This is a genomic window from Methylophaga marina, from assembly GCF_030296755.1.
GTDB classification, from domain to species: domain Bacteria; phylum Pseudomonadota; class Gammaproteobacteria; order Nitrosococcales; family Methylophagaceae; genus Methylophaga; species Methylophaga marina.
In genome coordinates this window covers 609561-635053 of the sequence record NZ_AP027741.1, presented here as the reverse complement: position 1 = coordinate 635053, position 25493 = coordinate 609561, and the positions used below count along the sequence as shown (strand labels likewise).

Annotated in this window: 23 protein-coding genes and 1 pseudogene; 19 read left to right on the top strand and 5 right to left on the bottom strand. The window is 43.1% G+C overall.

Going from position 1 to position 25493, the window contains the following annotated elements:
- Positions 1–8: 8 nt before the first annotated feature.
- From aroA to QUE24_RS03055, 14 genes are all read left to right on the top strand, one after another.
- Positions 9–1328 (top strand): 3-phosphoshikimate 1-carboxyvinyltransferase, encoded by a 1320-nt coding sequence (gene aroA / locus QUE24_RS03120; protein ID WP_286305205.1) that lies wholly within the window; start codon positions 9–11, stop codon positions 1326–1328.
- Positions 1321–1986: a (d)CMP kinase gene (gene cmk, locus QUE24_RS03115; protein ID WP_286305204.1), complete on the top strand. Its 666-nt coding sequence runs from the start codon at positions 1321–1323 to the stop codon at positions 1984–1986. The genes aroA and cmk overlap by 8 nt, the downstream gene beginning before the upstream one ends.
- 110 nt (positions 1987–2096) lie before the next feature.
- Positions 2097–3770: a 30S ribosomal protein S1 gene (gene rpsA, locus QUE24_RS03110; protein WP_286305203.1), complete on the top strand. Its 1674-nt coding sequence runs from the start codon at positions 2097–2099 to the stop codon at positions 3768–3770.
- A 122-nt stretch (positions 3771–3892) separates the two neighbouring features.
- Positions 3893–4186, top strand: a complete 294-nt coding sequence (locus tag QUE24_RS03105) for an integration host factor subunit beta (RefSeq protein ID WP_286305202.1) — start codon at positions 3893–3895, stop codon at positions 4184–4186.
- Positions 4187–4191: 5 nt separating this feature from the next.
- A complete protein-coding gene (locus QUE24_RS03100; RefSeq protein ID WP_286305201.1) occupies positions 4192–4578 on the top strand; it encodes an MTH938/NDUFAF3 family protein in 387 nt (128 codons plus the stop codon).
- A gap of 388 nt (positions 4579–4966) precedes the next feature.
- The gene (gene ccoN, locus QUE24_RS03095; protein ID WP_286305200.1) at positions 4967–6388 is read left to right on the top strand and encodes a cytochrome-c oxidase, cbb3-type subunit I; all 1422 of its coding nucleotides are present in this window, start codon (positions 4967–4969) and stop codon (positions 6386–6388) included.
- Between the two features lie 10 nt (positions 6389–6398).
- Positions 6399–7079, top strand: coding sequence for a cytochrome-c oxidase, cbb3-type subunit II (ccoO, locus tag QUE24_RS03090; RefSeq protein ID WP_286305199.1), 681 nt, complete (start codon positions 6399–6401; stop codon positions 7077–7079).
- Positions 7072–7272: a cbb3-type cytochrome c oxidase subunit 3 gene (locus tag QUE24_RS03085; RefSeq protein ID WP_040576263.1), complete on the top strand. Its 201-nt coding sequence runs from the start codon at positions 7072–7074 to the stop codon at positions 7270–7272. Before ccoO ends, QUE24_RS03085 begins: the two co-directional genes overlap by 8 nt.
- The gene (gene ccoP / locus QUE24_RS03080) at positions 7272–8201 is read left to right on the top strand and encodes a cytochrome-c oxidase, cbb3-type subunit III (protein WP_286305198.1); all 930 of its coding nucleotides are present in this window, start codon (positions 7272–7274) and stop codon (positions 8199–8201) included. Before QUE24_RS03085 ends, ccoP begins: the two co-directional genes overlap by 1 nt.
- Before the next feature lie 310 nt (positions 8202–8511).
- On the top strand, positions 8512–9936 hold the full coding sequence (ccoG, locus tag QUE24_RS03075) for a cytochrome c oxidase accessory protein CcoG (protein WP_286305197.1): 1425 nt from the start codon (positions 8512–8514) through the stop codon (positions 9934–9936).
- A 12-nt stretch (positions 9937–9948) separates the two neighbouring features.
- On the top strand, positions 9949–10452 hold the full coding sequence (locus QUE24_RS03070) for a FixH family protein (RefSeq protein ID WP_286305196.1): 504 nt from the start codon (positions 9949–9951) through the stop codon (positions 10450–10452).
- A 36-nt stretch (positions 10453–10488) separates the two neighbouring features.
- The gene (locus tag QUE24_RS03065; protein WP_286305195.1) at positions 10489–12921 is read left to right on the top strand and encodes a heavy metal translocating P-type ATPase; all 2433 of its coding nucleotides are present in this window, start codon (positions 10489–10491) and stop codon (positions 12919–12921) included.
- Positions 12922–13016: 95 nt separating this feature from the next.
- Positions 13017–13232 (top strand): cbb3-type cytochrome oxidase assembly protein CcoS, encoded by a 216-nt coding sequence (gene ccoS / locus QUE24_RS03060; protein WP_286305194.1) that lies wholly within the window; start codon positions 13017–13019, stop codon positions 13230–13232.
- A gap of 71 nt (positions 13233–13303) precedes the next feature.
- Positions 13304–16534: an EAL domain-containing protein gene (locus QUE24_RS03055; RefSeq protein WP_286305193.1), complete on the top strand. Its 3231-nt coding sequence runs from the start codon at positions 13304–13306 to the stop codon at positions 16532–16534.
- Here the strand turns inward: QUE24_RS03055 and QUE24_RS03050 are convergent.
- The 3 genes from QUE24_RS03050 to pip are packed head-to-tail and all read right to left on the bottom strand — an operon-like array spanning position 16527 to position 18579.
- A complete protein-coding gene (locus tag QUE24_RS03050; protein ID WP_286305192.1) occupies positions 16527–17156 on the bottom strand; it encodes a lytic murein transglycosylase in 630 nt (209 codons plus the stop codon). The genes QUE24_RS03055 and QUE24_RS03050 overlap by 8 nt on opposite strands.
- A gap of 23 nt (positions 17157–17179) precedes the next feature.
- The gene (dtd, locus tag QUE24_RS03045) at positions 17180–17617 is read right to left on the bottom strand and encodes a D-aminoacyl-tRNA deacylase (protein ID WP_286305191.1); all 438 of its coding nucleotides are present in this window, start codon (positions 17615–17617) and stop codon (positions 17180–17182) included.
- Positions 17617–18579 carry a prolyl aminopeptidase gene (gene pip / locus QUE24_RS03040; RefSeq protein WP_286305190.1) on the bottom strand — a complete coding sequence of 321 codons (963 nt, stop codon included), beginning with the start codon at positions 18577–18579 and terminating at the stop codon, positions 17617–17619. Before pip ends, dtd begins: the two co-directional genes overlap by 1 nt.
- 190 nt (positions 18580–18769) lie before the next feature.
- Between pip and sucC the strand changes: the two are divergent.
- The 4 genes and pseudogenes from sucC (at position 18770) to QUE24_RS03020 (ending at position 22802) form a co-directional block, all read left to right on the top strand.
- A pseudogene (gene sucC / locus QUE24_RS03035) lies at positions 18770–19941 on the top strand (ADP-forming succinate--CoA ligase subunit beta).
- Positions 19938–20813, top strand: a complete 876-nt coding sequence (gene sucD, locus QUE24_RS03030) for a succinate--CoA ligase subunit alpha (RefSeq protein ID WP_286305189.1) — start codon at positions 19938–19940, stop codon at positions 20811–20813. The pseudogene sucC and the gene sucD overlap by 4 nt, the downstream one beginning before the upstream one ends.
- Complete coding sequence (locus QUE24_RS03025) at positions 20814–22454, top strand: NAD+ synthase (protein ID WP_286305188.1); 1641 nt, start codon at positions 20814–20816, stop codon at positions 22452–22454. It begins immediately after the preceding gene.
- A gap of 9 nt (positions 22455–22463) precedes the next feature.
- Positions 22464–22802 carry a P-II family nitrogen regulator gene (locus tag QUE24_RS03020; protein ID WP_286305187.1) on the top strand — a complete coding sequence of 113 codons (339 nt, stop codon included), beginning with the start codon at positions 22464–22466 and terminating at the stop codon, positions 22800–22802.
- 65 nt (positions 22803–22867) lie between these two features.
- On the opposite strand, the gene QUE24_RS03015 is transcribed toward QUE24_RS03020, so the two are convergent.
- Complete coding sequence (locus QUE24_RS03015) at positions 22868–23596, bottom strand: outer membrane protein assembly factor BamD (RefSeq protein ID WP_286305186.1); 729 nt, start codon at positions 23594–23596, stop codon at positions 22868–22870.
- A gap of 202 nt (positions 23597–23798) precedes the next feature.
- Here QUE24_RS03015 and QUE24_RS03010 point away from each other — a divergent pair, with 202 nt between their 5' ends.
- Positions 23799–24962 carry a L,D-transpeptidase family protein gene (locus tag QUE24_RS03010; protein WP_286305185.1) on the top strand — a complete coding sequence of 388 codons (1164 nt, stop codon included), beginning with the start codon at positions 23799–23801 and terminating at the stop codon, positions 24960–24962.
- Between the two features lie 74 nt (positions 24963–25036).
- Here QUE24_RS03010 and QUE24_RS03005 read toward each other — a convergent pair whose 3' ends face one another.
- Positions 25037–25336 (bottom strand): Lpp/OprI family alanine-zipper lipoprotein, encoded by a 300-nt coding sequence (locus QUE24_RS03005; protein WP_007145710.1) that lies wholly within the window; start codon positions 25334–25336, stop codon positions 25037–25039.
- Between the last annotated feature and the right edge of the window lie 157 nt (positions 25337–25493).

The following is a 25493-nucleotide window of genomic DNA, read 5'->3' as shown; positions in this document are numbered from 1 at the left end:
CAACTGACGTGTCTAGTGAAACTAATAAACGATATATTGTGCACCCTGGCGGTAAAATCACAGGTCAGGTAAGAGTACCTGGTGATAAGTCGATTTCTCATCGCTCGATTATGCTTGGTTCCATCGCTGAGGGCACCACGGAAGTAACTGGTTTTTTAGAAGGTGAAGATGCACTGGCAACACTGGCCGCTTTCCGTGGTATGGGCGTCGATATTATCGGTCCAGAGAAGGGTAATGTGACTATTCATGGTGTGGGCATGCACGGCCTCAAAGTACCAGAAACAGCATTAAACCTCGGCAACAGTGGCACATCCATGCGTTTGCTCTCAGGTCTATTGGCTGGTCAAGGCTTTGATGTCACGATGACGGGAGATAAATCATTGTCATCGAGACCGATGAAGCGTGTGACGGATCCGCTTGCTCTAATGGGAGCCAATATCGATACCACTGAAGGTAAGCCGCCTTTGACTTTGCATAAGACCAGTCATTTGAAAGGCATCGACTATGATTTACCCATGGCCAGTGCGCAGGTGAAATCGTGTTTACTTCTCGCTGGCTTGTATGCTGAAGGTAAAACTTCAGTAACAGAACCTGCACCAACACGTGACCATACAGAAAGAATGTTGCAAGGTATGGGCTATCAGGTTGAGAAGCAAGGCCGCACAGTTTCAGTTGTCGGTGGTGGTAAGTTACAAGCAACAAAAATAGATGTACCCGCAGATATCTCGTCAGCCACCTTTTTTATGGTAGCGGCTGCCATCGCTCCAGAGTCAGATATTACCCTGGAGCATGTCGGGGTTAATCCTACTCGGATCGGTGTTATCAATATCTTACGTGAGATGGGGGCCAACATTACGCTCAGTAATGAAAAAGTCACTGGTGGTGAACCTGTAGCAGATATTCGTATTCAATATGCGCCACTAAAAGGCATTCAAATTCCTGAAGATCAAGTGCCTTTAGCCATTGATGAGTTTCCTGCTTTATTTATTGCAGCTGCCTGTGCTGAGGGGCAGACAGTCCTCACCGGTGCTGAAGAGTTAAGAGTAAAAGAGAGCGATCGTATACAAGTTATGGCTGATGGCCTAACAACTTTGGGTATTGATGCACAACCCACAGCTGACGGCATTGTTATCAATGGTGGTGTCATTGGTAGTGGTGAAGTGGATAGTCATAGTGATCATCGAATTGCTATGTCGTTTGCTATTGCAGGGCTGCAAGCGGGCGGCTCTATTCAGATTAATGATTGTGCCAATGTGGTTACCTCATTTCCGGGCTTTGTCGAGTTAGCGAATAAAGTCGGCCTGCAGGTTGAAGAAATTGATGACTGATATGCCTATTTTAACCATTGATGGACCGAGTGGTTCTGGTAAGGGCACCATTGCTCAAATGATGGCCAGAGAATTAGGTTGGCATTATCTAGATAGTGGTGCGATATATCGGGTATTGGCATTTGCTAGTTTAAAACACCAGATTCCAGCTTCTCACGAAGGCGCCCTTGTGAAGTTAGCGCAACACTTAGATCTTCAATTTGAACTTGATGAAAATGGACTAAAAGTACTTTTAGAAGGGCAAGAAGTCAGTCAACAAATTCGAACAGAAAAAGCGGGTAATGCCGCATCGAAAGTGGCCGTTATCCCATCTGTCAGAGCGGCTTTATTACAATGCCAACGTGATTTTGCCCAAGCTCCAGGTCTGGTCACAGATGGTCGTGATATGGGTACTGTGGTCTTCCCTGACGCACAATTTAAAGTGTTTCTAACGGCAAGTGCAGAAGAAAGGGCGTTAAGACGTCATAAGCAGTTGAAAGAGAAAGGAATTGAGAGTAACCTTTCCGATCTCATTGCAGAAATCTCGGAGCGTGACAAACGCGATAGTGAACGCAAAGTCGCGCCGTTATTACCTGCTAAGGATGCTTTGATACTGGATTCTACCGAATTAGGTATTACTGCAGTATACGAAAAAGTGCGCAGTTATTGTGCAATTTAAATTTTTGGTGCCTGTTCGATTCTTGTCGAATGGGATGTTTAACGATCTCGCATCAGCGAGTGATTAATTAGGTGATCTTGTTTCCTCAACAGGGTCAAGGATATTTAACAATGAGCGAAAGCTTTGCTGATCTCTTTGAAGAGAGTCTAAATTCAACTCCAATGCAACCAGGCAAAATTGTTACCGGTACGGTAGTCAATGTAGGTCCTGATGTTGTTATGGTCAATGCCGGTCTTAAATCAGAAGGCGCTATCCCTGTTTCAGAATTTCTGAACGAAAATGGTGAAGTGACTGTTTCTGTTGGTGACTTAGTCGACGTATCGCTGGAATCATTAGAAGATGGTTTTGGTGCAACACAACTGTCACGTGATAAAGCGAAAGCTGCCGAAGCATGGACTAAATTGGAACACGCGTTTGAAGCGGGTGAAACCGTTATGGGTATCATTTCTGGTAAGGTCAAAGGTGGTTTCACCGTCGATCTGGAAAATATCCGTGCATTCCTTCCTGGTTCTTTGGTTGATGTTCGTCCAATCCGTGATACGACTCACCTGGAAAATAAAGAACTCGAATTCAAACTGATTAAACTTGATCGTCCACGTAACAACATTGTTGTTTCACGTCGTGCGATTATGGAAGAAGAAAACAGTGCAGAACGCGAAGCGTTACTAGAAACGCTGGAAGAAGGCAAAGTGGTTAAAGGTATTGTTAAGAACCTGACTGACTACGGTGCGTTCGTTGATCTGGGCGGCATCGATGGTCTGTTACATATCACTGATATGGCATGGAAACGTGTTAAACATCCATCTGAAGTTGTTGCTATCGGTGACGAAATCGAAGTTCAAGTACTGAAATTTGATAAAGAACGTGAACGTGTTTCTCTGGGTCTGAAACAAATGGGTGATGATCCTTGGAAAGATATCGCTCGCCGTTATCCAAACAGCACACGTATTCACGGTAAAGTCACTAACATTGCTGACTACGGTTGCTTCGTTGAAATCGAAGATGGCGTTGAAGGTTTAGTTCACATGTCTGAAATGGACTGGACTAACAAAAACGTTCACCCATCTAAACTGGTTCAATTAGGTGATGAAGTTGAAGTAATGGTTCTGGATATTGATGCAGAACGTCGCCGTATTTCACTGGGTATCAAACAATGCCAGACTAATCCTTGGGAAGAGTTTGCAATGACTCATAATAAGGGTGACAAAGTCAGTGGCGCTATCAAGTCAATCACTGATTTCGGTATCTTCATCGGTTTAGACGGTGGTATCGATGGCTTGATTCACTTGTCTGATATCTCTTGGGAAGAAGACAACGAAGAATTAATTCGTGACTTCAAGAAAGGTGATGATGTTGAAGCTGTTGTTTTAGCAATCGATCCAGAACGTGAGCGTATCTCTTTAGGTATTAAACAATTACAAGACGATCCGTTCTCAGCTTATTTAGCTGAAAACCCACGTGGAAGTATTGTTAATGGTAAAGTGACTGCTGTTGATGCTCGTGGTGCAACTATTGAATTAGCTGAAGGCGTTGAAGGTTATGTTCGTGCTGCGGATATCGCTCGTGAACGTGTTGAAGACGCAAGCAAAATTCTGGCTGTAGATGATGACGTCGAAGCGAAATTTACTGGTATGTCACGTAAAGACCGCACCTTAACTCTGTCTATCAAAGCGAAAGATGATCAAGAAGAATCTGAAGCTGTGAAAGAGTACAGTAATGTTTCTGCAGGCAACACAACACTGGGTGATTTGCTGAAAGAACAAATGGATCAGAAAGACAACTAATCGTTTTTCATATTAAAGATGAACCCCTGAATTTTTCAGGGGTTTTTCTCTAATAGATTCAGAAGATTAAAACCAATACTTCATATTGGTGTTTAGCGCATTATTCCAGGAATTTTAAAGACATGACCAAATCAGATTTGATTGAAGTTTTATCTGAAAAACAATCTCTATTGAATTATCGTGACGTTGAGCTTGCAGTTAAACTCATCTTAGAACAGATGAGTGATAGTTTGTCACAAGGAGATAGAATTGAAATTCGCGGGTTTGGTAGTTTTACCTTACATCATCGACCACCACGTGTCGGACGTAATCCAAAAAGCGGTGAATCAGTTCAGCTGGATGAGAAATACGTGCCGCATTTCAAACCTGGTAAAGAGTTGCGTGACCGTGTTAACGACGCGGCAGGATATCAGTAACACAGATGAAACTGAGTCAGGAAGCGGTTCACGAATATAACCAAATCCACTCATATACAGAACAGTCAGTGACTGTTCGACATAAAAACACACAGACATTGACGTCATACGACGCAGCGTTTGTACTGACGCCAAACCAAATATTAGAAAATATAGACGTCAGTGATATCAAAAACTTATCAGCAGACACTCTGTCTGCACTTAAAGAGCTGGCTCCGGAAGTCATTATATTTACCTCGGATGCCAGCCTCTCTTTTCCGTTATTACAAATGGCCGAATATTTTAATAAACAAGGTATTGGTACTGAGTTTATGTCACGATCTTCTGCCTGTCATACATACAATTTACTATTGATAGAAGAACGTTCTGTAATACTCATTGTTAGTCCTTGAAGCCACACATAAAATAATAAGCCGCAATCCCCCCTCATCTTGACGTCACCGATATTTCTTTTTTTTGATGGAAGTACATAACTAATTGTTTTTTTAATACAAAATCATGCTTGGTTATGGGCGTTAAGACTGATTAACTTGACCAGAGATTTTGATCTTAGGAAAATTCCATGTTACGTGCGGGTGAGGCATTTCACAGCACACTGTGCTTTATCACACTACGTTTGATCTAGATCAATGTTTTGGTGTGAAGCAAATCAGCTGATTGATGTAAAATTCTAACTGCTTTCGATGTTCATTGAGGCACGTAGAAAAGGGTCCTAATTTTGTTGAGTGATTGACAACAAAATTGAGAGAGAGTTTTCCAAAGAGAGAAGGTGTGGTCGCTATGCAAGCGGAACAACAATATAACTATCAAGTGGTCAAGTGGTTTGCCTATATGGCATGCGTATACTTGGTCGTTGGCACCGGTATCGGTGTTTATATCGCCTCAGAACTGGCTTGGCCAGTCCTGAATTTTGATAATCCATATATCAGTTTTGGTCGTTTACGTCCTTTACATACTAATGCGGTTATTTTTGCTTTTGGTGGTTCTACATTAATGGCTACAGCGTTCTATATTGTGCAACGCACCTGCCGTACACCGTTATGGAGCAATAAATTAGCCTGGTTTACATTCTGGGGCTGGAATCTCGTTATTCTCAGCGCTGTCATTACCTTACCTCTTGGTTATACTCAATCTAAAGAATATGCTGAATTAGAATGGCCAATTGATATTTTGATTGCTGTAGTCTGGCTGGCCTACACATTTAATTTCATCATGACGATTTCAATTCGCAAGGTTTCGCATATCTATGTAGCAAACTGGTTCTTTATTGCGATGATGGTCATGATCACATATCTCCACGTTGTGAACAGTTTGGCTATACCTGTTGAGTTGTTTAAATCTTATTCACTGTTTGCTGGTGTGCAAGATGCGATGATTCAATGGTGGTGGGGACACAATGCGGTAGGTTTCTTCCTGACTGCTGGTTTCTTGGGGATCATGTATTACTTTGTACCTAAGCAAGCGAATCGTCCTGTTTATTCATACCGTTTATCTGTTATCCATTTCTGGGCCTTAGTTTTCGGTTACGTTTGGTTAGGGGCTCACCATCTTCAATATACTGCTTTACCTGACTGGACTGGATCATTGGGTGCAGCTATTTCATTGGCGATGATCATTCCTTCATGGGGTGGTGCAATCAACGGTATGTTCACATTAAGTGGTGCCTGGGACAAACTACGTACTGACTATATCTTACGTTTCTTGATTGTCTCTTTAGCATTCTATGCGATGTCAACATTTGAAGGCCCTGTTATGGCCGCAAAAACAGTAAACGCATTGTCACACTACACTGACTGGACTATTGGTCACGTTCACTCGGGCGCATTAGGTTGGGTCGCGATGGTATCTATTGGTGCGCTGTATCACATGGTAGAACGTATGTGGGGAACGACTATGTACTCAATTCGTTTGGTCAACCTGCACTTCTGGATGGCTACGATTGGTACAGCGGTTTACATCACAGCCATGTGGGTATCAGGCATCATGCAAGGTCTGATGTGGCGTGCATATGATGACTACGGTAACTTGGCCTACACCTTTGTTGAGTCTGTGGCTCAAATGCATCCTTACTATGCGATGCGCGCCGTTGGCGGACTTATCTTCTTCTCAGGTGCCTGTATCATGTTATTCAATGTCACAGTGACTATTCGTCGAGCAATTGCTAAGCCTTCGGCTGCAATGGCTACTGCTGCTAACATTTAAGGAGACTGGAATGTCTGATCATAATTCTAATAAACCAGTTACCTTCCAAGAGAAACTGGAAAAAAATATCTGGGCCCTTGTATTAGCAACAGCACTTGTGGTCTCAGTGGGTGGTATCGTAGAAATCGTGCCTTTATTCTATCTCAAAACAACCTTTGAAGATCAAGTGCATCCTGACTATGAAGAATTGAAAACAGTTCGTCCATATTCTGCACTTGAGTTAGCGGGTCGTGATATTTATCAACGTGAAGGTTGTTATCTGTGTCATTCGCAAATGATTCGTCCTTTCCGTGATGAAAAAGACCGTTATGGTCATTATTCTCTGGCTGTTGAATCAAAATACGACCATCCATTCCAATGGGGATCAAAACGTACTGGACCTGATCTTGCTCGTGTTGGTGGTAAATACTCCGATGCATGGCAGATTCAGCATCTTCGTGATCCACGTTCAGTCGTTCCTGAATCTGTCATGCCAAGCTATCCATGGCTTGATGATGCCACTATCGATGGTCCTGGGATTGAAAAACGCTTACGTGCTATGAAGGTATTGGGTGTTCCTTACACTGATGAGCAAATTAATAATGCGGCAGCAGCAGTTGAAGGCAAGACTGAAATGCAGGCCTTAGTGGCTTATCTTCAAGTATTGGGAACAATGGTCAACTTTGAACCCGGCAGGTCATATCGTGAGTAAACTTCAAGAGTATTTTCATACTAATTGGAGCGAAATGACAGCAACCGACTGGTTTGGCTTGGTGTTTACAGTAGTTATTTTTGTACTGATGGTGGTGCTCTATTTTTGGGTTCTGAATCCAAAAAACAAAGATAAAATAGAGTCTCACCGCACCATGCTGCAGGACGATGACGATACAAATTCGGAGAAATAATGATGGCTGATAATAAAAAGAATCCTAATGAAGTGCCTGACACAGGGCATGAATGGGATGGCATCAGAGAGTTAGAAAACCCACCACCACGCTGGTGGACAAATGCCCTGTATTTAAGTGGTTTGTTAGTATTGGTTTACTTTATCCTTTATCCATCACTGCCGTTGATTAATGACAGTACTAAAGGACTGTTGGGCTGGACTCAAATCAAAGAATACAAAGAAGATTTAGCTAAGGTTCAAGATGTTAGAGCACCGTTTGAAGAAAAACTGGCATCAATGACAGCTGAAGAAATTCTTGCTGACACTGAAATGCGTAACTATGCAGTTGGTTCAAGTAAAGTGTTATTCGGTGATAATTGTGCCGCTTGTCATGGTACTGGTGGTGTGCCAGCGCCAAACTCTGGTTATCCAATTCTTGCTGATGATGATTGGCTATATGGCGGTGATATCAACACTATCGTCGCTTCTCTAGCAGCAGGACGTCATGGCATGATGATGTCTCATCAAAAGACTCTAAAACCTGAAGAAGTAGATAGCTTAGTTAAGTTTGTTGTGAATTTATCTAACGGAGAAGCGACTGAAGCAGGCTGGAAACTGTATAACGCGAAAGGCTGTGTTGGTTGTCATGGTGCTGATGCAAAAGGTATTCATGAACTTGGCTCAGCAAACTTAACCGACAAAATCTGGCGTTTTTCAGGGGATCCAGAAGAAATTCGTTACACCATTTTGCACGGTGTTAACGACCCATCTGATCCTTTAACCCGTGTTGCTATCATGCCTGCTTGGAATGAGAAGCTTGCAGTGAAAATTGAAGCAGAGAAATGGGATGAAGAGCCTGAATACGAAGGTGATGAAACAGAACGTTTATCTGTGACTGAAATTAAGAAATTAGCTGTTTATGTCCATCAGTTAGGTGGTGGTCAATAATTAATATTAAAACTCCCAGTGGAGTGACTGGGAGTTTTGATAGTCTTTTTCAGGAGAAAAGAGATATGCATATTGACGCAGTTGTTATTGGAGCGATCGTATCCGTTGTACTGACCATTGTTGTGATAGGTGTTATCGGTTACAGAATCATGAAAAACTTAGACGATAAATAATTTTTATCCGACATTCGTTTAAACGAAAAAAAGCCGACAAACGTCGGCTTTTTTATAACGAATTAATATCAGTAAATACTAATATAATATTGGGCGTGTGTTAAAATACACGAGCTAAATCTTTTTCCGGAGATGATATGAGTCAAACACAATCAAACGTCAATGATGATGTCACCCAAATCTACGAAGAAGTGTCTGATTGGCACGTTAATACCGGTGACCAGAAGGTCGTTGCTAAGCGTGTTAAAGGGCGTTTCAGATTAAGAAAGTGGATTGGCATGTCTGTTTGGCTGATATTTTTCTTGGGACCATACTTACGCTGGAATGGTCAACAGGCAATTTTGTTTGATATTCCAGAACGTGAGTTTAATTTCTTTCAGTTAACGATCTATCCACAAGATATCTGGATGTTGTCGTTAACCTTACTGTTTTTTGCTATTTTACTCGCTGCCGTGACCAGTATCGCTGGCCGTGTATTTTGCGGTTACTTCTGCTTCCAGACCGTTTGGACTGATATCTATACATTCATAGAGACGAAGCTGGAGGGAGACAGTCCTCAAAAAGTCATGAAGTTTAAACAAGCCCCTTGGTCTATAGATAAAGTGACTAGGGTGCTGACAAAACATACCTTATGGATTGCGATTGCACTGATAACAGGTATTTCATTTGCTGCCTGGTTTACTGATGCTTATCAATTGTGGCCTGATATTTTCACCCTACAAGCGCCTCTTCCTGTCTGGATATCGATGGCCGTTTTTGGTGTGTTTACCTACGTTTTCGCCGGTTTTATGCGCGAGCAAGTTTGCTTTTGGCTGTGTCCATATGCTCGTCTTCAAGGTGTCATGTACGATCAAGACACCATTCTGCCTGCCTATGATGCTGAACGTGGTGAACCCCGAGGTAAATTGAAAAAGGGTCAGCTTGAAGATGAATCTAAAGGCAGTTGTATCGACTGTAAAGTGTGTGTTGCTGTCTGTCCGACAGGGATCGATATTAGAAAAGGGCAGCAAGAAGGCTGTATCACTTGCGGTATGTGTATAGATGCTTGTGACAGCATTATGGATAAAACCAATCAACCGCGAGGTCTGATTCGTTATGCGTCATACAAGGAATTACATCACGATAAGAACGTTTTACCGATGTATAAACGTCCACGTGTCATTATTTATAGCTTAATTTTACTGACAGCGTTATCTGGAGTGATTTATGGCTTTTTTACATTATCACCAACAGAGTTCCAAGTAATTCATGATCGTCAGCCATTATATGTTCGTCTGAGTGATGGTGGTATTCAGAATAAATACACATTAAAAATGTTAAACAAAACAAAAACTCCAATAGAAGTCCGATACGATGTACTTGGACTTGAGGGTGCGACCTTGCATGGAATGAGTGATAAAATTACGGTTGAGCCGGGTAAAGTGGTGCCCGTAACAGCCTTGGTTCGCGTACCCGATGATAAAGTAACTAAAGGCTTGATGCCTATAGAATTTAAAGCTGAAGTAATCAATAATTCAGCCATATCAACTTCATATGAAAGTATGTTCATGGCACCTGAGTAGATGAGGAAGAGAATGCAAATTTCCCAAGAAAATAGCCAAGCAATGAAAAACCCATGGGTACTGGGGATGTTAGTATTTTTAGTGGTTTTTCTGAGCGCTAACGCTGTATTTATCTATTTAGCGTTTAAATCTCCGCCAAACCTTGTCATTGAAGACTTTTATGAAAAAGGTCAGGCATACGCCAAAACTGAAGAAGAAATTGCAAAAGAAAAAAGCCTTGGTTGGTCAGGCGTTTTATTGATGCCAACTTCCTCTAGAGTCAATCAAGTCCAAACCTATGAAGCAGTGATTACCGGACAGAACTCAGCTGGCCTGATGCTGGATTCAGTTAAGTTCTTTGCTTATAGACCATCCGATAAGCGTCAAGACTTCTCGGCAGAGATGCACCCATCAGGCCATGGAAGTTTTGTGACTGATGTCAGTTTTGCTTTACCTGGAAGCTGGGACATTATCATCGAAGCTCACCGTGGTGACGATAAATATGTGCTAACACGTCGGATTCAAATTAATCCTTAAATATTCATATTCAGTATCTGAAACGCAGGATTAGTTTTGGCAATATCTTGTTATCATTGCGGTCTACCCGTTAAAGACCCGAACGAATTCAAAACAGAAATAGGCGGGGAGGAGCGTGTCTTTTGTTGTCATGCCTGTCAAACCGTTTGCGAGACAATATACGGTGCCGGCTTACAAAGCTTTTACACAAAAGCGGCTGAAACAGATTTACTCTCGCCACCACCTGATATGCTGGGAGATCTCTCAGCCTATGATTTAGATGAAGTTCAATCTGATTTTACGGATACCAGTCAGAATGATAGAACCATTCATCTATTGGTAGAAGGTATTCATTGCGCGGCGTGTGTTTGGCTTATTGAAAATGCACTTTCAGCTTTGCCTGGCGTGCTCAATGCTGAAGTGAATTTAACCGCGCGAAGATTGAAACTGCACTGGGATAATTCAATTATTCCACTATCAACGGCATTGAATCGTTTAGCTGAAATAGGCTACTCTGCTGTGCCATTTGATCCTGAAACAGCTGAAGGAGCGCTAGCTAAGCGCCATAGAGGCTTGCTGTATCGAATGGCCTTTGCTGGTTTTGCAATGATGAATATGATGTGGGTTTCTATTGCATTATACAGCGGCGCAAGTGATGGTGAGTTTCGTCAGTGGTTTCACTGGATAGGTTTTGTGATAGCGACACCAACCTTGCTCTATTCAGGCTATCCCTTTATCCGTAGTGCACTCAGTGGTTTGAAACAGCGTTATCTGACGATGGATCTACCCATTGCGATCGGTGCAACGACAACTTATTTGTATTCAACCTATGCCACCATTAATAAGTTAGATACCGGACATGTTTACTTTGACACGGTGGTAAATTTCTTATTCGTGATTCTGGTGGGGCGTTACCTTGAAGCTATCTCGAAAAAGAAAGCGCTTTCGGCCACCAGGCGAATGCTGGAGTTACAGCCTAAGTTTGCAACGGTTTTAGTTGATGATACGTCTGAAGTTGTGCCGATACGTGCAGTACAGATTGGGCAAACGGTACTGGTTAGACCGGGTGAAAGTATTCCTGTCGATGGAATTATCATTGACGGTGAGAGTGCGGTTGACGAGTCCATGCTGACTGGTGAATCTGTTCCTGTGGTTAAGCAGGTCGGTGATACGGTCGTTGCTGGAAGCATCAATGGTGAAGGTGCGTTTCAGGTACGTGTTGAACAGGTATTACGCAATACCGCTTTAGCAAAAATCGTTGCACTGATGGATGAGGCCCAAGCGTCCAAAGCACCAATTCAAACATTGGCCGACAGAATTGTGCCGTGGTTTGTATTGATCACATTAACGCTGGCTTCTTTAACCTTTCTTTATTGGTTCCAGTCTGACTTTGAGGTCGCACTACTGGCTGCGGTGTCAGTATTAGTGGTGACGTGTCCATGTGCATTTGGCTTGGCCACCCCAATGTCTGTTGCGGTAGCTACAGGAGTGGGGGCACAACGTGGTGTGCTGGTGAAGCAAGGAGAAACACTCGAACGCCTATCTTCAGTCAATCATTTTGTGTTTGATAAAACAGGGACGTTAACAACAGGTCAGTTAAATGTTCACATGGTTGAACCTTGTGCAGAATTAACCGAATCTGAACTGCTTCAGTTGGCCGCATCTGTAGAACAGAATTCAGAACACACTATCGCAACAGCAATATGTGAAACAGCCGCTTCATCTGCATTGAAACTTCTTCCGATAACAAAATTTACAACCATACCCGGGCGGGGAGTAACGGCTTATATAGACGATAAATTGATACTTGTAGGCACACGTCAGTGGTTGAACTCACAGGATATTCACTTCCCTGAGCATCTGACCGAAAAAATGTCTCAATACGAGAAGCAAGGGATTAGTTGTGTCTCCGTTGCGGTAGATGGCTCTATAAAGGGAATTATTGGATTGACTGATTCGCTACGTCCGGATGCGTTATCGACGATCCAGTTGTTACAGTCGATGGGTACCAAGGTCACGGTACTCAGTGGTGACCGTCTGGAAGTGGTCAATGCTGTAACCCAGTCATTTTCAGATATACAACGGTTTGCAGAAGTATTACCGCAGGATAAATCTGCTGTTGTGAAGTCAATGCAAGCTCAAGGTGACATCGTGGCTATGGTCGGTGATGGTGTCAATGATGCCCCTGCATTAATTCAAGCTGATGTAGGTATTGCATTAGCATCAGGGACTGATGTATCAGTTGAGAGTGCAGATGTCGTTTTATCACATCAGGAGCTGATAAAAGTGGCAGAAGCAAAATTGCTGGCCAGTACAACCTTACGCATCATTCGTCAGAACATAATGCTTTCTATCAGCTATAACGTTATCATGGTGCCATTAGCGATGTGTGCATGGGTTAATCCGTTAGTTGCCGCCATCACAATGCCGATTAGTTCATTGTTGGTTATCGGAAACTCTGCCAGAATCGGAAGACTTGTTAAGAAATAAATAGAACAAAGCCAGTTAAACTTCACTGTGCCAGGTTTGTCTTTCTTTTTCTTTTCATCGCCTCGTCGTCATGAATGAAGAGTTTGGAGTATGTGATGGAAGTCATCTATGGTTTGCTCCCAGGTATGTTACTACTTGGTATTATCGGTGTTGCTGTGTTTTTCTGGGCAGTCAGAAATGGTCAATATGATGATATGGATGGTGCTGCCAATCGGGTACTGATGGATGACGATGATATGTCATCTTCTTCAGCACCCAAAGAAAAACAAAAACAGACTGAAGCCGAAAATAACGATGAGAGTAAAGATTGAGGCTATGGAAGGCTAAATGTTCAATCAATACGGTTATTCATTCAATGTTTAAAAACTGGAGTATTAAACACATGCTCCAACTGTGGGCAGCCATCACCTTAGTGGCTGTTATTGTTATGGGCATTATGGCGAATTATGCCAATAATTTGATGTCCGAGACACAGTCTATTTTCATTGAGCATCTACTGCCGATAGAAGCTAACAGCCGTGAGCTTAGTCAAGCTGCTTTACTGTTTGCACAACGACAGCAACAGTTTCTTAGTGTTTCTGATGTGTCTGCATTACCTGAATTTGCTGATAGAACAGCAATTGAACTCATGTTCCAGGAAAATGCGCAGCTGTTATCTGAGGCTTTGGATGAGCAGCAGGAGGCTCACCGCTTATTAGAGTCTTTATCAGCAACATATCAAGATTATCTAGTGCTTGATAGCAAGCTTTTCCAGTTAAAAAAACGTCATCTTGAATTAACCAGTGACATCAAAGCCAAGCAGGCTGGCAATGAGCGTGTTTCTGCCTCATTGCTAAATTTGATGGATGATCTCGAAAAACGCCTGCGCAATGATAACCTCGTCTCGCTTCTAAACTTAGCCCATCCTCTTAAAAGTCATATCAATGAGCTTCGTTTACTCAACTATAAGTTGTTTCTGCGAACAGGCGATATATCTGATTTTTCTCAATCAAAGAAACAGTTTAATCGTGTTTTTGCTCAGATCGAACAGGATATTGATGCTTTCTCAAGTCAGACTTTTGAGTTGATGTATGTCTCTGAAACGTTACAAGCAATAGAAAGGCAAGTGGAAGCACTCAGGGTATTGATGGGTGGTGAAACTGGGTTGGTAGCGATAGAAGAAGAGAGCACAGCCACACAGTCAGCGTTAGCCAGAGAGCAAAGTATTTCTATCAAGCTGATGTCGAGCTTAACAACGCAACTCAATCAGTTAATAAAACATATCAATTTACAAAATTATGCTGAGATCAGTGATGACGTTACTTCGGCCAATTACTCATGGTGGCAAATTATCGTCGTAAGTGTCTTTATCATGAGTGCTGTCATGATATTTGCGTATATTTTATTCAATAGGATCAACCAGCCTTTAGTGCTCATCAAAGACTCTATCCGGTCGCTTTCTGAGGGGCGGTTTGAGACAAGAATATCAGTGACATCCACTCAAAATGAAGTCTCTATGCTGGCTAGAGATTTTAATCACTTTGCTGAGGTGACCCAGAATCTTATTGCTGATTACAGCAAAGCTAAAGTCACCATGCAGCATAAAAAGCAGCAACTCAGAGCAGTATTAAATAGTGTCCCAGAAGCCATTCTATCTCTTAATGAAGAAGGCTATATCATTGATATAAACCCTGCTGGTGCCAGCATGTTCGGTGGTGCTATTGAGGATCTTCTTGGTCAGCACTTATTACAGTTTTTTGCTGAAGCAAATAAACCTGAATCAATTGATGATTTAGAGCTGGATGATGAGTCGAGTGGTGAGTATGAAGGTCTTCGCATGGACGGTACGGCTTTCTCATTATGGATTTCCGTTAGCAGGATAATCAGTGGTAGTGATGACTTTGTCTGGGTCTGTGTCATAGCGGATATCACGAAATGGAAGAAAACGAATCAGCAATTGCATCAGATGACATCAGAATTGAACACCATTTTAGAAAATGCGATGGTGGGGATCGCTTTTATTCGTGACAGAAGAGTGATACGAGTTAATCAGAAGTTTGAAGAACTATTCCAATACAGTCGTGAAGAGATTGAAGGACAAAAAACACGATTTATCTATCCAAGCCAAATCGCCTACGAACAATTTGGCGAACATGTGTCTCAATATCTCTCAGTAGGAGAAAGTTATGAAGCTCAGCTGGAATTAGTTCGCAAAAATGGAGATAGGTTCTGGTGCGCTATGGCTGGCAAATCGATTGAAGCTGATGCCCCGCAAAATGGATCGATATGGTTATTTGAAGATGTAACAACACAGCGCCAAAATGAGGAAAGGTTAACCAATCTGGCGAGTATAGATAGTCTCACAGGCTTACCCAATAGAAATGTCTTTAATGATCGGCTTGAGCATGCAATCCACAAAGCACACCGTGACTCTGGCCGACTTGCTGTCTGCTTCCTCGATCTGGATCACTTTAAACATATTAACGACTCTTTAGGGCACAAAGCAGGTGACAGTCTTTTAAAAGACGTAGCGAAACGAATTAAAGAGACGATTCGTGAAGGTGATACGGTCGCCAGATTAGGCGGTGATGAATTTACTGTTATTTTGGAAAATATTCGATCTGCACAATATGTAGGGAAAGTGGCTGAAAAAATAATTCATGCCATGTCACAACCTTATTTTATTGATGGTGTTGAAATCAATATTAGCCCAAGTATTGGTGTGAGCCTCTATCCAGCCGATGGTCGTGATGTTGACATGCTGATCAGAAATGCGGATGCCGCCATGTATCACGCAAAAAAAACGGGGCGAAATAATTTCCAGTTCTATTCTGCCGATATGAACGCACAAGCCTCATTAAGACTCGCTATGGAAACGGCTTTAAGACGAGCCGTCGAGCAAGAAGAATTCTTCATTCATTTACAGCCACAAATTGATCTCGATACTGGAAAAATGAACGGTGCAGAAGTGCTATTGCGCTGGAATAGTACACAGTGGGGCTTAGTCTCACCCGCAGATTTTATACCCATTCTTGAAGATACTGGCATGATTGAATCTGTCGGTGAGTGGGTGCTGAAACAGGCGTGTCAGTGCTTTTTAAATATTAAGCATAAGCTAGCTGAAGACTTCAAATTAGCCGTTAACTTATCTGGTCGACAATTTAAAGGCGGCAATCTTGCCAGTCGTATCCGCTATATTCTTGCGGAGACAGGTATGCCGACTAAAAATTTAGAGCTGGAAATTACGGAAACTATGTTAATGGAAGATCCTGAGCTGGCAACCTTAACATTATCTGAGCTCAGTGAAATGGGTATTAGCTTAGCTATTGATGACTTTGGTACGGGCTATTCTTCCTTGTCATATTTGAAACAGTTTCCATTGAATGTACTTAAAATTGATAGCAGTTTCATACGAGATGTCACCACCGACAAGGACGATGCCGCCATCGTCAATGCAATTCTGGCAATGACGGAAAGCCTGGGATTGATAGTCGTTGCGGAGGGTGTGGAAACCAACGAGCAACTCAATTATCTCAGACAGCATACTTGCCAGTGTGCACAAGGCTATTTATTCAGTAAGCCTGTTAGCGAAGAAGCCTTCTATGAACTGGCAGAAAAAGAGACGCTTATTTAGTTTGATAAATTAATAGCGTCTTATTATTGCTGCTAAAAATAACCGTGAGATTAAGCTTCTGATAAAGCCAAATTATGTCTGCGTTACCTTCATCATCTGGTAATCCTGTATTAGTGCTATCAGGCGCACCAAAGCGTTCTTGAATCATTTCTTCATCTAAACGAACACTGGGTATATAGGTAATCGCTGCAACAGGTGATGACAATAAAAACTGTTTATCTTCTTCTGCCAATTCATGCTGATGCGCGCCACTAGGTTGTAGTTTTCCTGCTGATGCTCGCTCCAACATATCAGCGATTTTGTCTTCATCTACGACGAGATTCAGCACCATTTTGGCTGATAAACCACCTAAGTTCACACTATCAAAATAGGCTTCAACCGTGGCTTTATTATCCGGATCTGTAAAGATGGCTGTTTTGCCAAACACACGGAGTGCTTGTTGAGCCGTTTTATAATCAGTTTTACCTAAATGAATGCCAAATACTTGGACATTATTGTCAGGCATCACAGTCACTTCCCATGGTTTACTGGCAGGCGGTTGAGGCGATGGGATAAGCATGATGGCGGCAATGCCAACCAATACCAATAACAGCCCGACAATAAAGTTTCTGATAATGCGCATTCAAAAAATCCTGTAACAGTAGTTTAGCTCTGAAGCCAGAAAGTCACTGGCCCGTCGTTAATGAGTTTAACCTGCATGTCAGCACCAAACTGACCGGTACAAACTTTAGGATGCTGCTTATTAGCGGCATCAACAAACTCATTAAACAGTTGATATCCTATGTCAGGCGATGCAGCAGAAGCAAAGCTGGGACGTAGGCCTTTTTGCGTGTTTGCTGCCAGGGTAAATTGCGGGACAAGCAGTAATCCGCCATTAATATCTTTCACGGAGAGATTCATCTTGTCATCCACATCAGCAAACAGGCGGTAATTGATCACTCGCTCCACCAGACGTTCAATCATCGCCGATGAGTCGTCTTTTTCAAACCCCACAAATACCAGCAGGCCATGATCGATCTCAGCAATACATTGATTATTGACTTCAACCGAAGCCTGTTTCACACGCTGCAATAAGGCTATCACTACAGTTCATCCGCGAACGCATCGGTAGCCTTGACTAAGGCATCGATCACTGCAGGTTCGCCCGCAGCATGTCCCGCAAGAGGTAACACCGTTAAGCTTGTTTCAGGCCATGCCTGGTGTAGTTCCCAGGATTGCTGTAATGGGCAAACAATATCATAACGACCATGAATAATATGGGTGGGAATATGACGTAATGAGTCAATTTCGCTCAAGATAGGCCGGTTTTCGATAAAACATTGGTTCAATGCATAATGTAACTGAATACGTGAGTGGGCCAATGGGCCGGGCGCTTCAGTTAAATCGGCTTCGTACTCATGATCTCGCATGGTCACAATCGTCGCCTCCCAACTGTTAAGAATGGCAGCCGCTGATAATTGCAGTGACTCATCAGGATCGGTTAGCCGAGTATAGTAAGCCTTCAGTGGTCTTTGTTGTTCCGCGTCATCTAGCATATGCGTTAAGCGATGCCATGCTTCCGGAAATAGCTTTGAAGCGCCTCCTGCAGCATAAACCCAATCAATATCTTGCTGGCGCCCCAGAAATGTACCACGCAATATCATGTGTATGACGTTGTCAGCGTGATCTCTTGCATAACACAACGCCAATGTCGCTCCCCAGGAACCGCCAAAAATCACCCATGTATTTATACCGAGCTGGGTGCGGATATACTCCATATCACTGACTAAATGCGCGGTGGTATTGTTTTCAAGCTCACCGCTGGGCTTAGAACGTCCGCAGCCACGTTGATCAAACAACACAATACGATATTTTTCAGGATCGAAATATTGACGATGTTGTGGACGACACCCTGAGCCAGGGCCACCATGCAGAAAAACAACTGGAATCCCATCAGGATTGCCGCATTCTTCGACATAAATTTCGTGTTTCTTTCCAGAAGATAAGGTCTCTCTCTCAAGTAAATGGGTTTGATAAGGTTCTATTTCTGGGTATAGCGTTAACATGTAAAAACTCGTTTAAGGCATTCAGCGTGAACTATATCATGTGTAGTGATGGTAATTATTGCGCTATTGCGAGAAAATATAACGTTTTCGACATTGAATTAAGATCTTGTTTTTATCAACAAATCGCAGATTATTAAAAGATAACTGTCGCTGGCGTTGAAAAGACAACCAAGTAAGGCAAGAACATACAATGAATCTGCATGAATTTCAGGCCAAACAATTATTTAATCGATACGGTGTGCCTACACCTCAAGGTCAATCCGTTGCTGAACCCGCTCAAGCTCGACAAGCCGCTGAGTTACTAGCAGGCGAGCGTTGGGTCGTTAAGGCACAAGTTCATGCCGGTGGTCGCGGCAAAGCGGGTGGTGTCAAAGTGGTGAATTCTCTGGATGACGTAGAATCCGCCGCAGCCGGCATGTTAGGTACACATATTGTCACCCATCAAACTACAGCTGAAGGCCTGCCCGTGCACCAGGTACTGGTAGAAAAACCGACCAATATCAGTCGTGAAATTTATCTGGCCGTACTGGTTGACCGCAGTTCACAACGTATTGTTTTTATGGTCTCAGCAGAAGGCGGTATGGATATCGAAGCCGTGGCGGAACAACAACCTGAGGCGATACTGAATTTATATGTGGATCCTGTTGTTGGCTTACAGGGATATCAATGTCGCCGTGCAGCATTTTTCTTGGCTTGACGGGCAATAGCTTCAAACAGCTACAGTCCGTGATGCAAAATCTGTATCAATTGTTTACAGAAAATGATGCCAGTCTGGTGGAAGTGAACCCGCTCGTTGTTACTGATGAGGGTGATTTACTTGCTGTGGATGCCAAAATTAATCTGGATGATAACGGTTTATTCCGCCATGCCGAGTTGGCAGAGATGTTTGATCCCAGTCAGGAAGATGATGCAGAAGTTATCGCTCGTGAATTTGGCCTTAACTATATCTCTTTGGATGGCAATGTGGCTTGTATGGTCAACGGCGCCGGTCTGGCAATGGCCACCATGGATTTAATTCAAAAAGAAGGTGGACAGCCTGCTAACTTCTTAGATGTCGGTGGTGGTACGACAGCTGCTCGCGTCGCTGAAGCATTTAAGTTGATTCTTTCTGATAAAAAAGTGAAGTCGATTTTGGTCAATATCTTCGGTGGTATTGTTCGTTGTGATCTGATTGCCGAAGGTATTATTCAGGCAGCGAAAGAAGTCGGTCTGTCATTACCCGTTGTTGTAAGACTTGAGGGCACAAATGCCCAACGAGGTCGTGAATTATTGAAAAACAGTGAAATGAGTATATATGCTGCCGATGATTTAACCGATGCTGCACGTCAAGCTGTAGCGGCAGCCCAGGAGTCGCAGGCATGAGTATTTTAATCAATCGTGAAACCAAAGTGATTTGTCAGGGCTTTACTGGCAAACAAGGTACATTTCACTCCGAGCAGGCCATTGCTTATGGCACCCAGTTTGTCGGTGGTGTGACGCCAGGAAAAGGTGGACAAACACATTTAGATAAACCTGTTTTCAACACGGTACATGAAGCAGTCGAACAAACAGGTGCAGATGCCACCATGATTTATGTGCCTGCTGCATTTGCTGCCGATGCGATTCTGGAAGCGGCTGATGCCGGTATTAAAGTGATTGCCTGTATCACTGAAGGTATTCCCGTTCTGGATATGTTACGCGTGAAACATGCTCTAGATAGTTACGATGCACATTTGATCGGTCCAAATTGTCCGGGCTTGATTACACCAGGTGAATGTAAGATTGGCATCATGCCCGGTAATATTCACCAGCCAGGAAAAATTGGCATTGTCTCACGTTCAGGTACGCTAACCTATGAAGCGGTTCATCAGACAACACAGAATGGGTTGGGGCAAAGTACGTGCGTCGGTATTGGTGGTGACCCTATTCATGGTATGAACTTTATCGAATGTCTTGAGTTGTTTGAGAATGACCCCCAAACAGAAGGTATTGTGATGGTTGGTGAGATTGGTGGCCATGCCGAAGAAGATGCCGCCGAGTTTATTCAAGCGCATGTTTCTAAACCGGTTGTGACCTATATCGCTGGTTTGACTGCTCCTGCTGGCAAACGTATGGGCCATGCTGGCGCCATTATCAGTGGCGGCAGTGGCACGGCTGAAGCGAAATTAAAAGCGCTTGAAGCTGCTGGCTGTGGTATTGCACGATCGCCTGCTGAAATTGGCGACATAATGCTGGCAATGATGGATAAAAAATAAATGCAAACACTCACGCTGGTGATGGGACAAATCAATCCCGTAGTAGGTGATGTCAGAGGAAATGTTAACAGGATTATTGAGTCTGCAAATCAGGCAAAACAACAGCATAATGCCGATTTAGTGGTGTTTCCTGAATTGACACTGAGCGGATATCCTCCAGAAGATTTATTACTCCGCCCCGGTTTGTTGAAGCGGGTTCGTAAAGCGTTAAGCACATTGGCGAGTAAGCTGGATAATATAACGGTGTTAGTTGGTCATCTAGCAGGTGATGTTGAATCGGGTTTATATAACTCTGCCTCGTTAATTGATGATGGCAAGGTGGTTTGTACTTATCACAAGCAGCAGTTACCCAATTATGGTGTGTTTGATGAGAAGCGTTATTTCGTTGAAGGTGATGAGGCGGTTGTCTTTGATTTTCGTGGCATCATTATTGGCATTACCATATGCGAGGATATCTGGTTCAAAGACCCCGCTGCCAGAGCAAAAGCCGCCGGAGCGGAATTAATTGTCAACTTAAATGCTTCCCCTTACCACGTTGGTAAATGGCCGCTGCGTGAAGCTGAAGTTAATAAACGTGTCTCTGAAACGGGGCTGCCTGTTATCTATGTCAACCAATATGGTGGTCAGGACGAACTGGTATTTGATGGTTATTCTTTTGCAATCAATGCTGCAGGAACAAAAGTTGCTCAGGCGCCAGCATTAGAGTTTGGTTTATTCCCTGTCAGCATCAAGCGGGATGCATCAGGGGCTTTATCCTTATCTGGAGCCTTGTGCGAGCCTGAAGAGGAGTTGTCTACCATATACAAAGCACTAACGCTTGGGCTGAAAGACTATATCGAGAAAAATCATTTTCCCGGTGTCGTGCTTGGCTTATCAGGCGGTATTGACTCTGCCTTAACCATGGCACTGGCTGTTGACGCCATTGGCGCAGACAAAGTGCATGCGGTGATGATGCCGTCGCGTTATACCTCTCAAATGAGTCTGGATGATGCGAAATTAATGGCCGAAGGGCTTGGGGTCAAGTACAGCATTATTTCGATAGAACCCACCTTCAATGCATTTATTGACTCATTAGCCGATGAATTTAAAGGACTGCCGAACGATACAACGGAAGAAAATATACAGGCACGTTGCCGTGGCATTATTTTGATGGCCTTATCCAATAAAACAGGCTCAATGGTGCTATCGACCGGTAATAAAAGCGAAATGGCTGTGGGTTACTCGACATTATACGGCGATATGGCTGGTGGATACTCGCCATTGAAAGATGTATATAAAACGCTGGTATATCAGTTAAGCCGTTATCGAAATCAACAGTCCCCGGCTATTCCTGAGCGAATTATTACACGTCCCCCGTCAGCTGAACTGGCAGAAGGACAGTTGGATCAAGACAGCTTGCCTGACTATGCTGTCTTAGATCAGATTCTGCAGCGTTATATAGCGGATCAACAGTGCTTTGAAGACTTGGTTGAAGGGGGCTATGACGCGGATGTAGTTGCAAGAGTCATCAAAATGGTGGATCGTAATGAATATAAAAGGCGGCAGGCGCCTCCAGGTATTCGTATCAGTAGCCGGGCTTTTGGCCGAGATCGCCGATATCCTATCACGTCAGGCTACACCGTCACTTCAACTATAGAGTAAGGAACTACGATGAAAAAAATTGAAGCGATAATTAAACCTTTTAAGCTGGATGATGTTCGCCAGGCACTGTCTGATATCGGTGTGACTGGGATGACTGTTACCGAAGTTAAAGGCTTTGGTCGCCAGAAAGGACATACTGAGTTCTACCGTGGCGCTGAATATGTTGTGGATTTTTTACCCAAAGTAAAATTAGAAATCGCGGTGGCTGACGATAAAGTGGATGGCGTGATTGAAGCCGTCATTAAAGCCGCCAATACTGGTCGTATAGGCGATGGCAAAATCTTTGTTACACCATTAGAACAAGCAATTCGAATTCGCACAGGTGAGCAGGATCAAGACGCGATTTAGTTGATGCTGTATGCATAAAAAAAGCCCGTCGCTGAATGTTCAACGACGGGCTTTTTTGTTTTTGACTACTGCACTTCGGTTTGGGCTACTTCCGCAATTCCAGGATGGCCGGGATAGTTAATTCTAAGAACACGAAGTGAGTCTTCTGACAGCTCAAGCATGCCCAACACTTTGTAGGCTTTTGCCATCACTACTAGCGCCTCTGGCATCGCAGGTGTTCTGTCATAGTTTTCTATCACATATTTACCGCGATTGAGCGCGGCTAAGTATGAGCCTCTACGCATGTAATAATTGGCAACGTTCACTTCATGTTGTGCGAGACGGTTACGTAAATAGACGATGCGTTGAGCGGCATCTTCTGCATAACGGCTGGTAGGAAAACGCTGAATCAATGTATTGAAGTCACGTAATGCATCCTCCGCAGCGCCTGGGTCACGCTGAGATTCATCACGGGGAATATATTTTTCTAATAAACCAATGTCACGGTGGAAGTTAACCAAGCCACGAAGGTATATCGCGTAGTCGATGTTCGGATTCAGTGGGTATACCCGCATGAATCGATCAATGGTGGCAATGGCGGTTTCAGGATCATCTGATTTGTAATGAGCATAAGCAGATTCGAGTAATGCTTGTTGAGCATATTCACCAAAAGGAAAACGCGCTTCCAATTGCTCGTAGTAGGTGATGGCTTTACTGTAATCTGCGATATCCAGCGCGGCTTTAGCTTCACTGTAGATTCTTTCTACACTCCAGCTTTCATCTGCTTTAACTTCTTCTTTTTGAAAAAAGAACAACCAGACAGTGATAAACAGGTCAGACCGATGATTAATGGCAAATAATATTTTTTCATTGAAGTAGAGTACGCTAGCTTGCTGTTTAAGGTAAAGGTTGATCTTAGCCCTTTTTCGGATTCAAAGCACGCTTTTAGCGAATGTGAAGATTATATTTAATCAAGTACAATATGCAGCTTTATTCTTTAATAAACAGGAATCATCGATGTTGAAACGGTTGTTGTCTCTTGCTGTAGGTCTTGCGATATCGGCACCTTCTATGGCAACTACTTTTGAACTTAAATCCGCTGGCTCAACCGTTGTGGGTCACAACATGGTGGTTTATAGCACAGATAAAGACACCTTACTCGATATTGGACGTCAATTTGATTTAGGGTACAGCGACATTGTCGAAGCCAATCCAGATGTTGATCCATGGCTTCCGGGTGAGAATACACGCGTTATTATTCCAAGCCGTTTCATTCTTCCTAAAGCTGGCCAAAAAGGTATCGTGATCAACATTGCCGAATTACGCCTTTACTATTATCCAGAAACAAAGGCGGGAGAAACACAGAAAGTGATCACCCACCCAATCGGTATCGGACGTGAAGGATGGGGCACGCCATTGGGCAAAGCAAAGATCACCCAGAAAAGAAAAGATCCAACATGGACACCACCAGAATCAATCAGAAAAGAGCATCTTGAAAAAGGTGATCCTTTGCCAAGAGTGGTTGCGGCCGGGCCTGATAATCCATTAGGGGCTTATGCGATGCGGTTATCGATGCCAGGTTATTTATTGCATGGCACAAATAAGCCTTTTGGTGTAGGTATGCGTGTGAGCCATGGTTGTATTCGACTTTTCCCAGAAGATATCCAGCACTTATTTAATATCGCATCAGTGAATACGCCTGTAGAAATTATTTATCAGCCAGATAAAGCGGGTGTTCGTGATGGCAAACTCTATTTGGAAGTCAATAAACCACACAGTGACATCGATAAACGCCAAGGTTTAAACATGACACCGATGGTAGCAGCCATTTTAGAGGCGCAAGATAAATTACCTGCTGATGATGAGTGGGCATTTACAGAAAGATTAGTGGAAGCCCAGGATAGTATCGTTAAACGCCTAGGAGAAGAGCCACTCGATATCGTAGAAGATGTTTGGTTTGTTCATGCCGGACTAAGCCAGAAAGCGATACAAAAAACACGTCAGGCAATCAATACTTTGCAATTGAATGATCTGTTCTGGCCTGCGAAATCTGGCGCAGTGGGGGAAACCTTAATCGGCCCATTTAATTCACAACAAGAAGCCGCTGAGATGGCTGACAAAATTAGTGAAGTAGTAGGTATTTCTGTATGGGTTGCGCAAGTATCGAGTGACACGCTCTAAAGATAAATACTATAGATAAAAAAAGCCGGAACAATTGTTCCGGCTTTTTTGTATGAGTAAATCTAAAATTTAGATTATTTGCTCATCGCTTTTTCAAACATACGGTCGATTTTTGCACAGCATTCTTCGACAGTTGATTGAGCTTCATCAGCAGCTTTCTGGGCGTTCATGGCAGCCAGTTCTGCGTCAGTTGCAGTACGTTGCGCTGTGTCAGCAGTGCTTTGAGCATTGCGGGCTGCGACCAGAGCTGAATCAGCTGTTGATTGAGCTGATTCTACAGAGGCTTTCAGCGCTTCCATTTCAGCTGTGTTCGCACAAGCAGTCAACATAGCTAAAGGCAGGATTACAGCACTCAGTTTTGCTAATGATTTCATTTTTATCTCCTTAAAGTACCAGTTAAATTGGCGTGGATATTATATTGCTTATTCGCAACATAAAACATACGCTAGCAAGAAATATTTTTGCTGTCCATTAACATTATCAAAAAGGACCGTTTTAATATTACAACAGATACATAAAGAAATAGTTGGT

Coding starts and splice junctions, on each gene's coding strand:
- QUE24_RS03050 (WP_286305192.1), bottom strand. CDS start 17,156: ATGCGCATTATCAGAAACTTTATTGTCGGGCTGTTATTGGTATTGGTT.
- rpsA (WP_286305203.1), top strand. CDS start 2,097: ATGAGCGAAAGCTTTGCTGATCTCTTTGAAGAGAGTCTAAATTCAACT.
- QUE24_RS03105 (WP_286305202.1), top strand. CDS start 3,893: ATGACCAAATCAGATTTGATTGAAGTTTTATCTGAAAAACAATCTCTA.
- ccoP (WP_286305198.1), top strand. CDS start 7,272: ATGATGGCTGATAATAAAAAGAATCCTAATGAAGTGCCTGACACAGGG.
- QUE24_RS03010 (WP_286305185.1), top strand. CDS start 23,799: ATGTTGAAACGGTTGTTGTCTCTTGCTGTAGGTCTTGCGATATCGGCA.
- QUE24_RS03020 (WP_286305187.1), top strand. CDS start 22,464: ATGAAAAAAATTGAAGCGATAATTAAACCTTTTAAGCTGGATGATGTT.
- cmk (WP_286305204.1), top strand. CDS start 1,321: ATGACTGATATGCCTATTTTAACCATTGATGGACCGAGTGGTTCTGGT.
- ccoN (WP_286305200.1), top strand. CDS start 4,967: ATGCAAGCGGAACAACAATATAACTATCAAGTGGTCAAGTGGTTTGCC.
- QUE24_RS03070 (WP_286305196.1), top strand. CDS start 9,949: ATGCAAATTTCCCAAGAAAATAGCCAAGCAATGAAAAACCCATGGGTA.
- ccoO (WP_286305199.1), top strand. CDS start 6,399: ATGTCTGATCATAATTCTAATAAACCAGTTACCTTCCAAGAGAAACTG.
- QUE24_RS03005 (WP_007145710.1), bottom strand. CDS start 25,336: ATGAAATCATTAGCAAAACTGAGTGCTGTAATCCTGCCTTTAGCTATG.
- QUE24_RS03025 (WP_286305188.1), top strand. CDS start 20,814: ATGCAAACACTCACGCTGGTGATGGGACAAATCAATCCCGTAGTAGGT.
- ccoS (WP_286305194.1), top strand. CDS start 13,017: ATGGAAGTCATCTATGGTTTGCTCCCAGGTATGTTACTACTTGGTATT.
- sucD (WP_286305189.1), top strand. CDS start 19,938: ATGAGTATTTTAATCAATCGTGAAACCAAAGTGATTTGTCAGGGCTTT.
- ccoG (WP_286305197.1), top strand. CDS start 8,512: ATGAGTCAAACACAATCAAACGTCAATGATGATGTCACCCAAATCTAC.
- QUE24_RS03100 (WP_286305201.1), top strand. CDS start 4,192: ATGAAACTGAGTCAGGAAGCGGTTCACGAATATAACCAAATCCACTCA.
- QUE24_RS03055 (WP_286305193.1), top strand. CDS start 13,304: ATGCTCCAACTGTGGGCAGCCATCACCTTAGTGGCTGTTATTGTTATG.
- pip (WP_286305190.1), bottom strand. CDS start 18,579: ATGTTAACGCTATACCCAGAAATAGAACCTTATCAAACCCATTTACTT.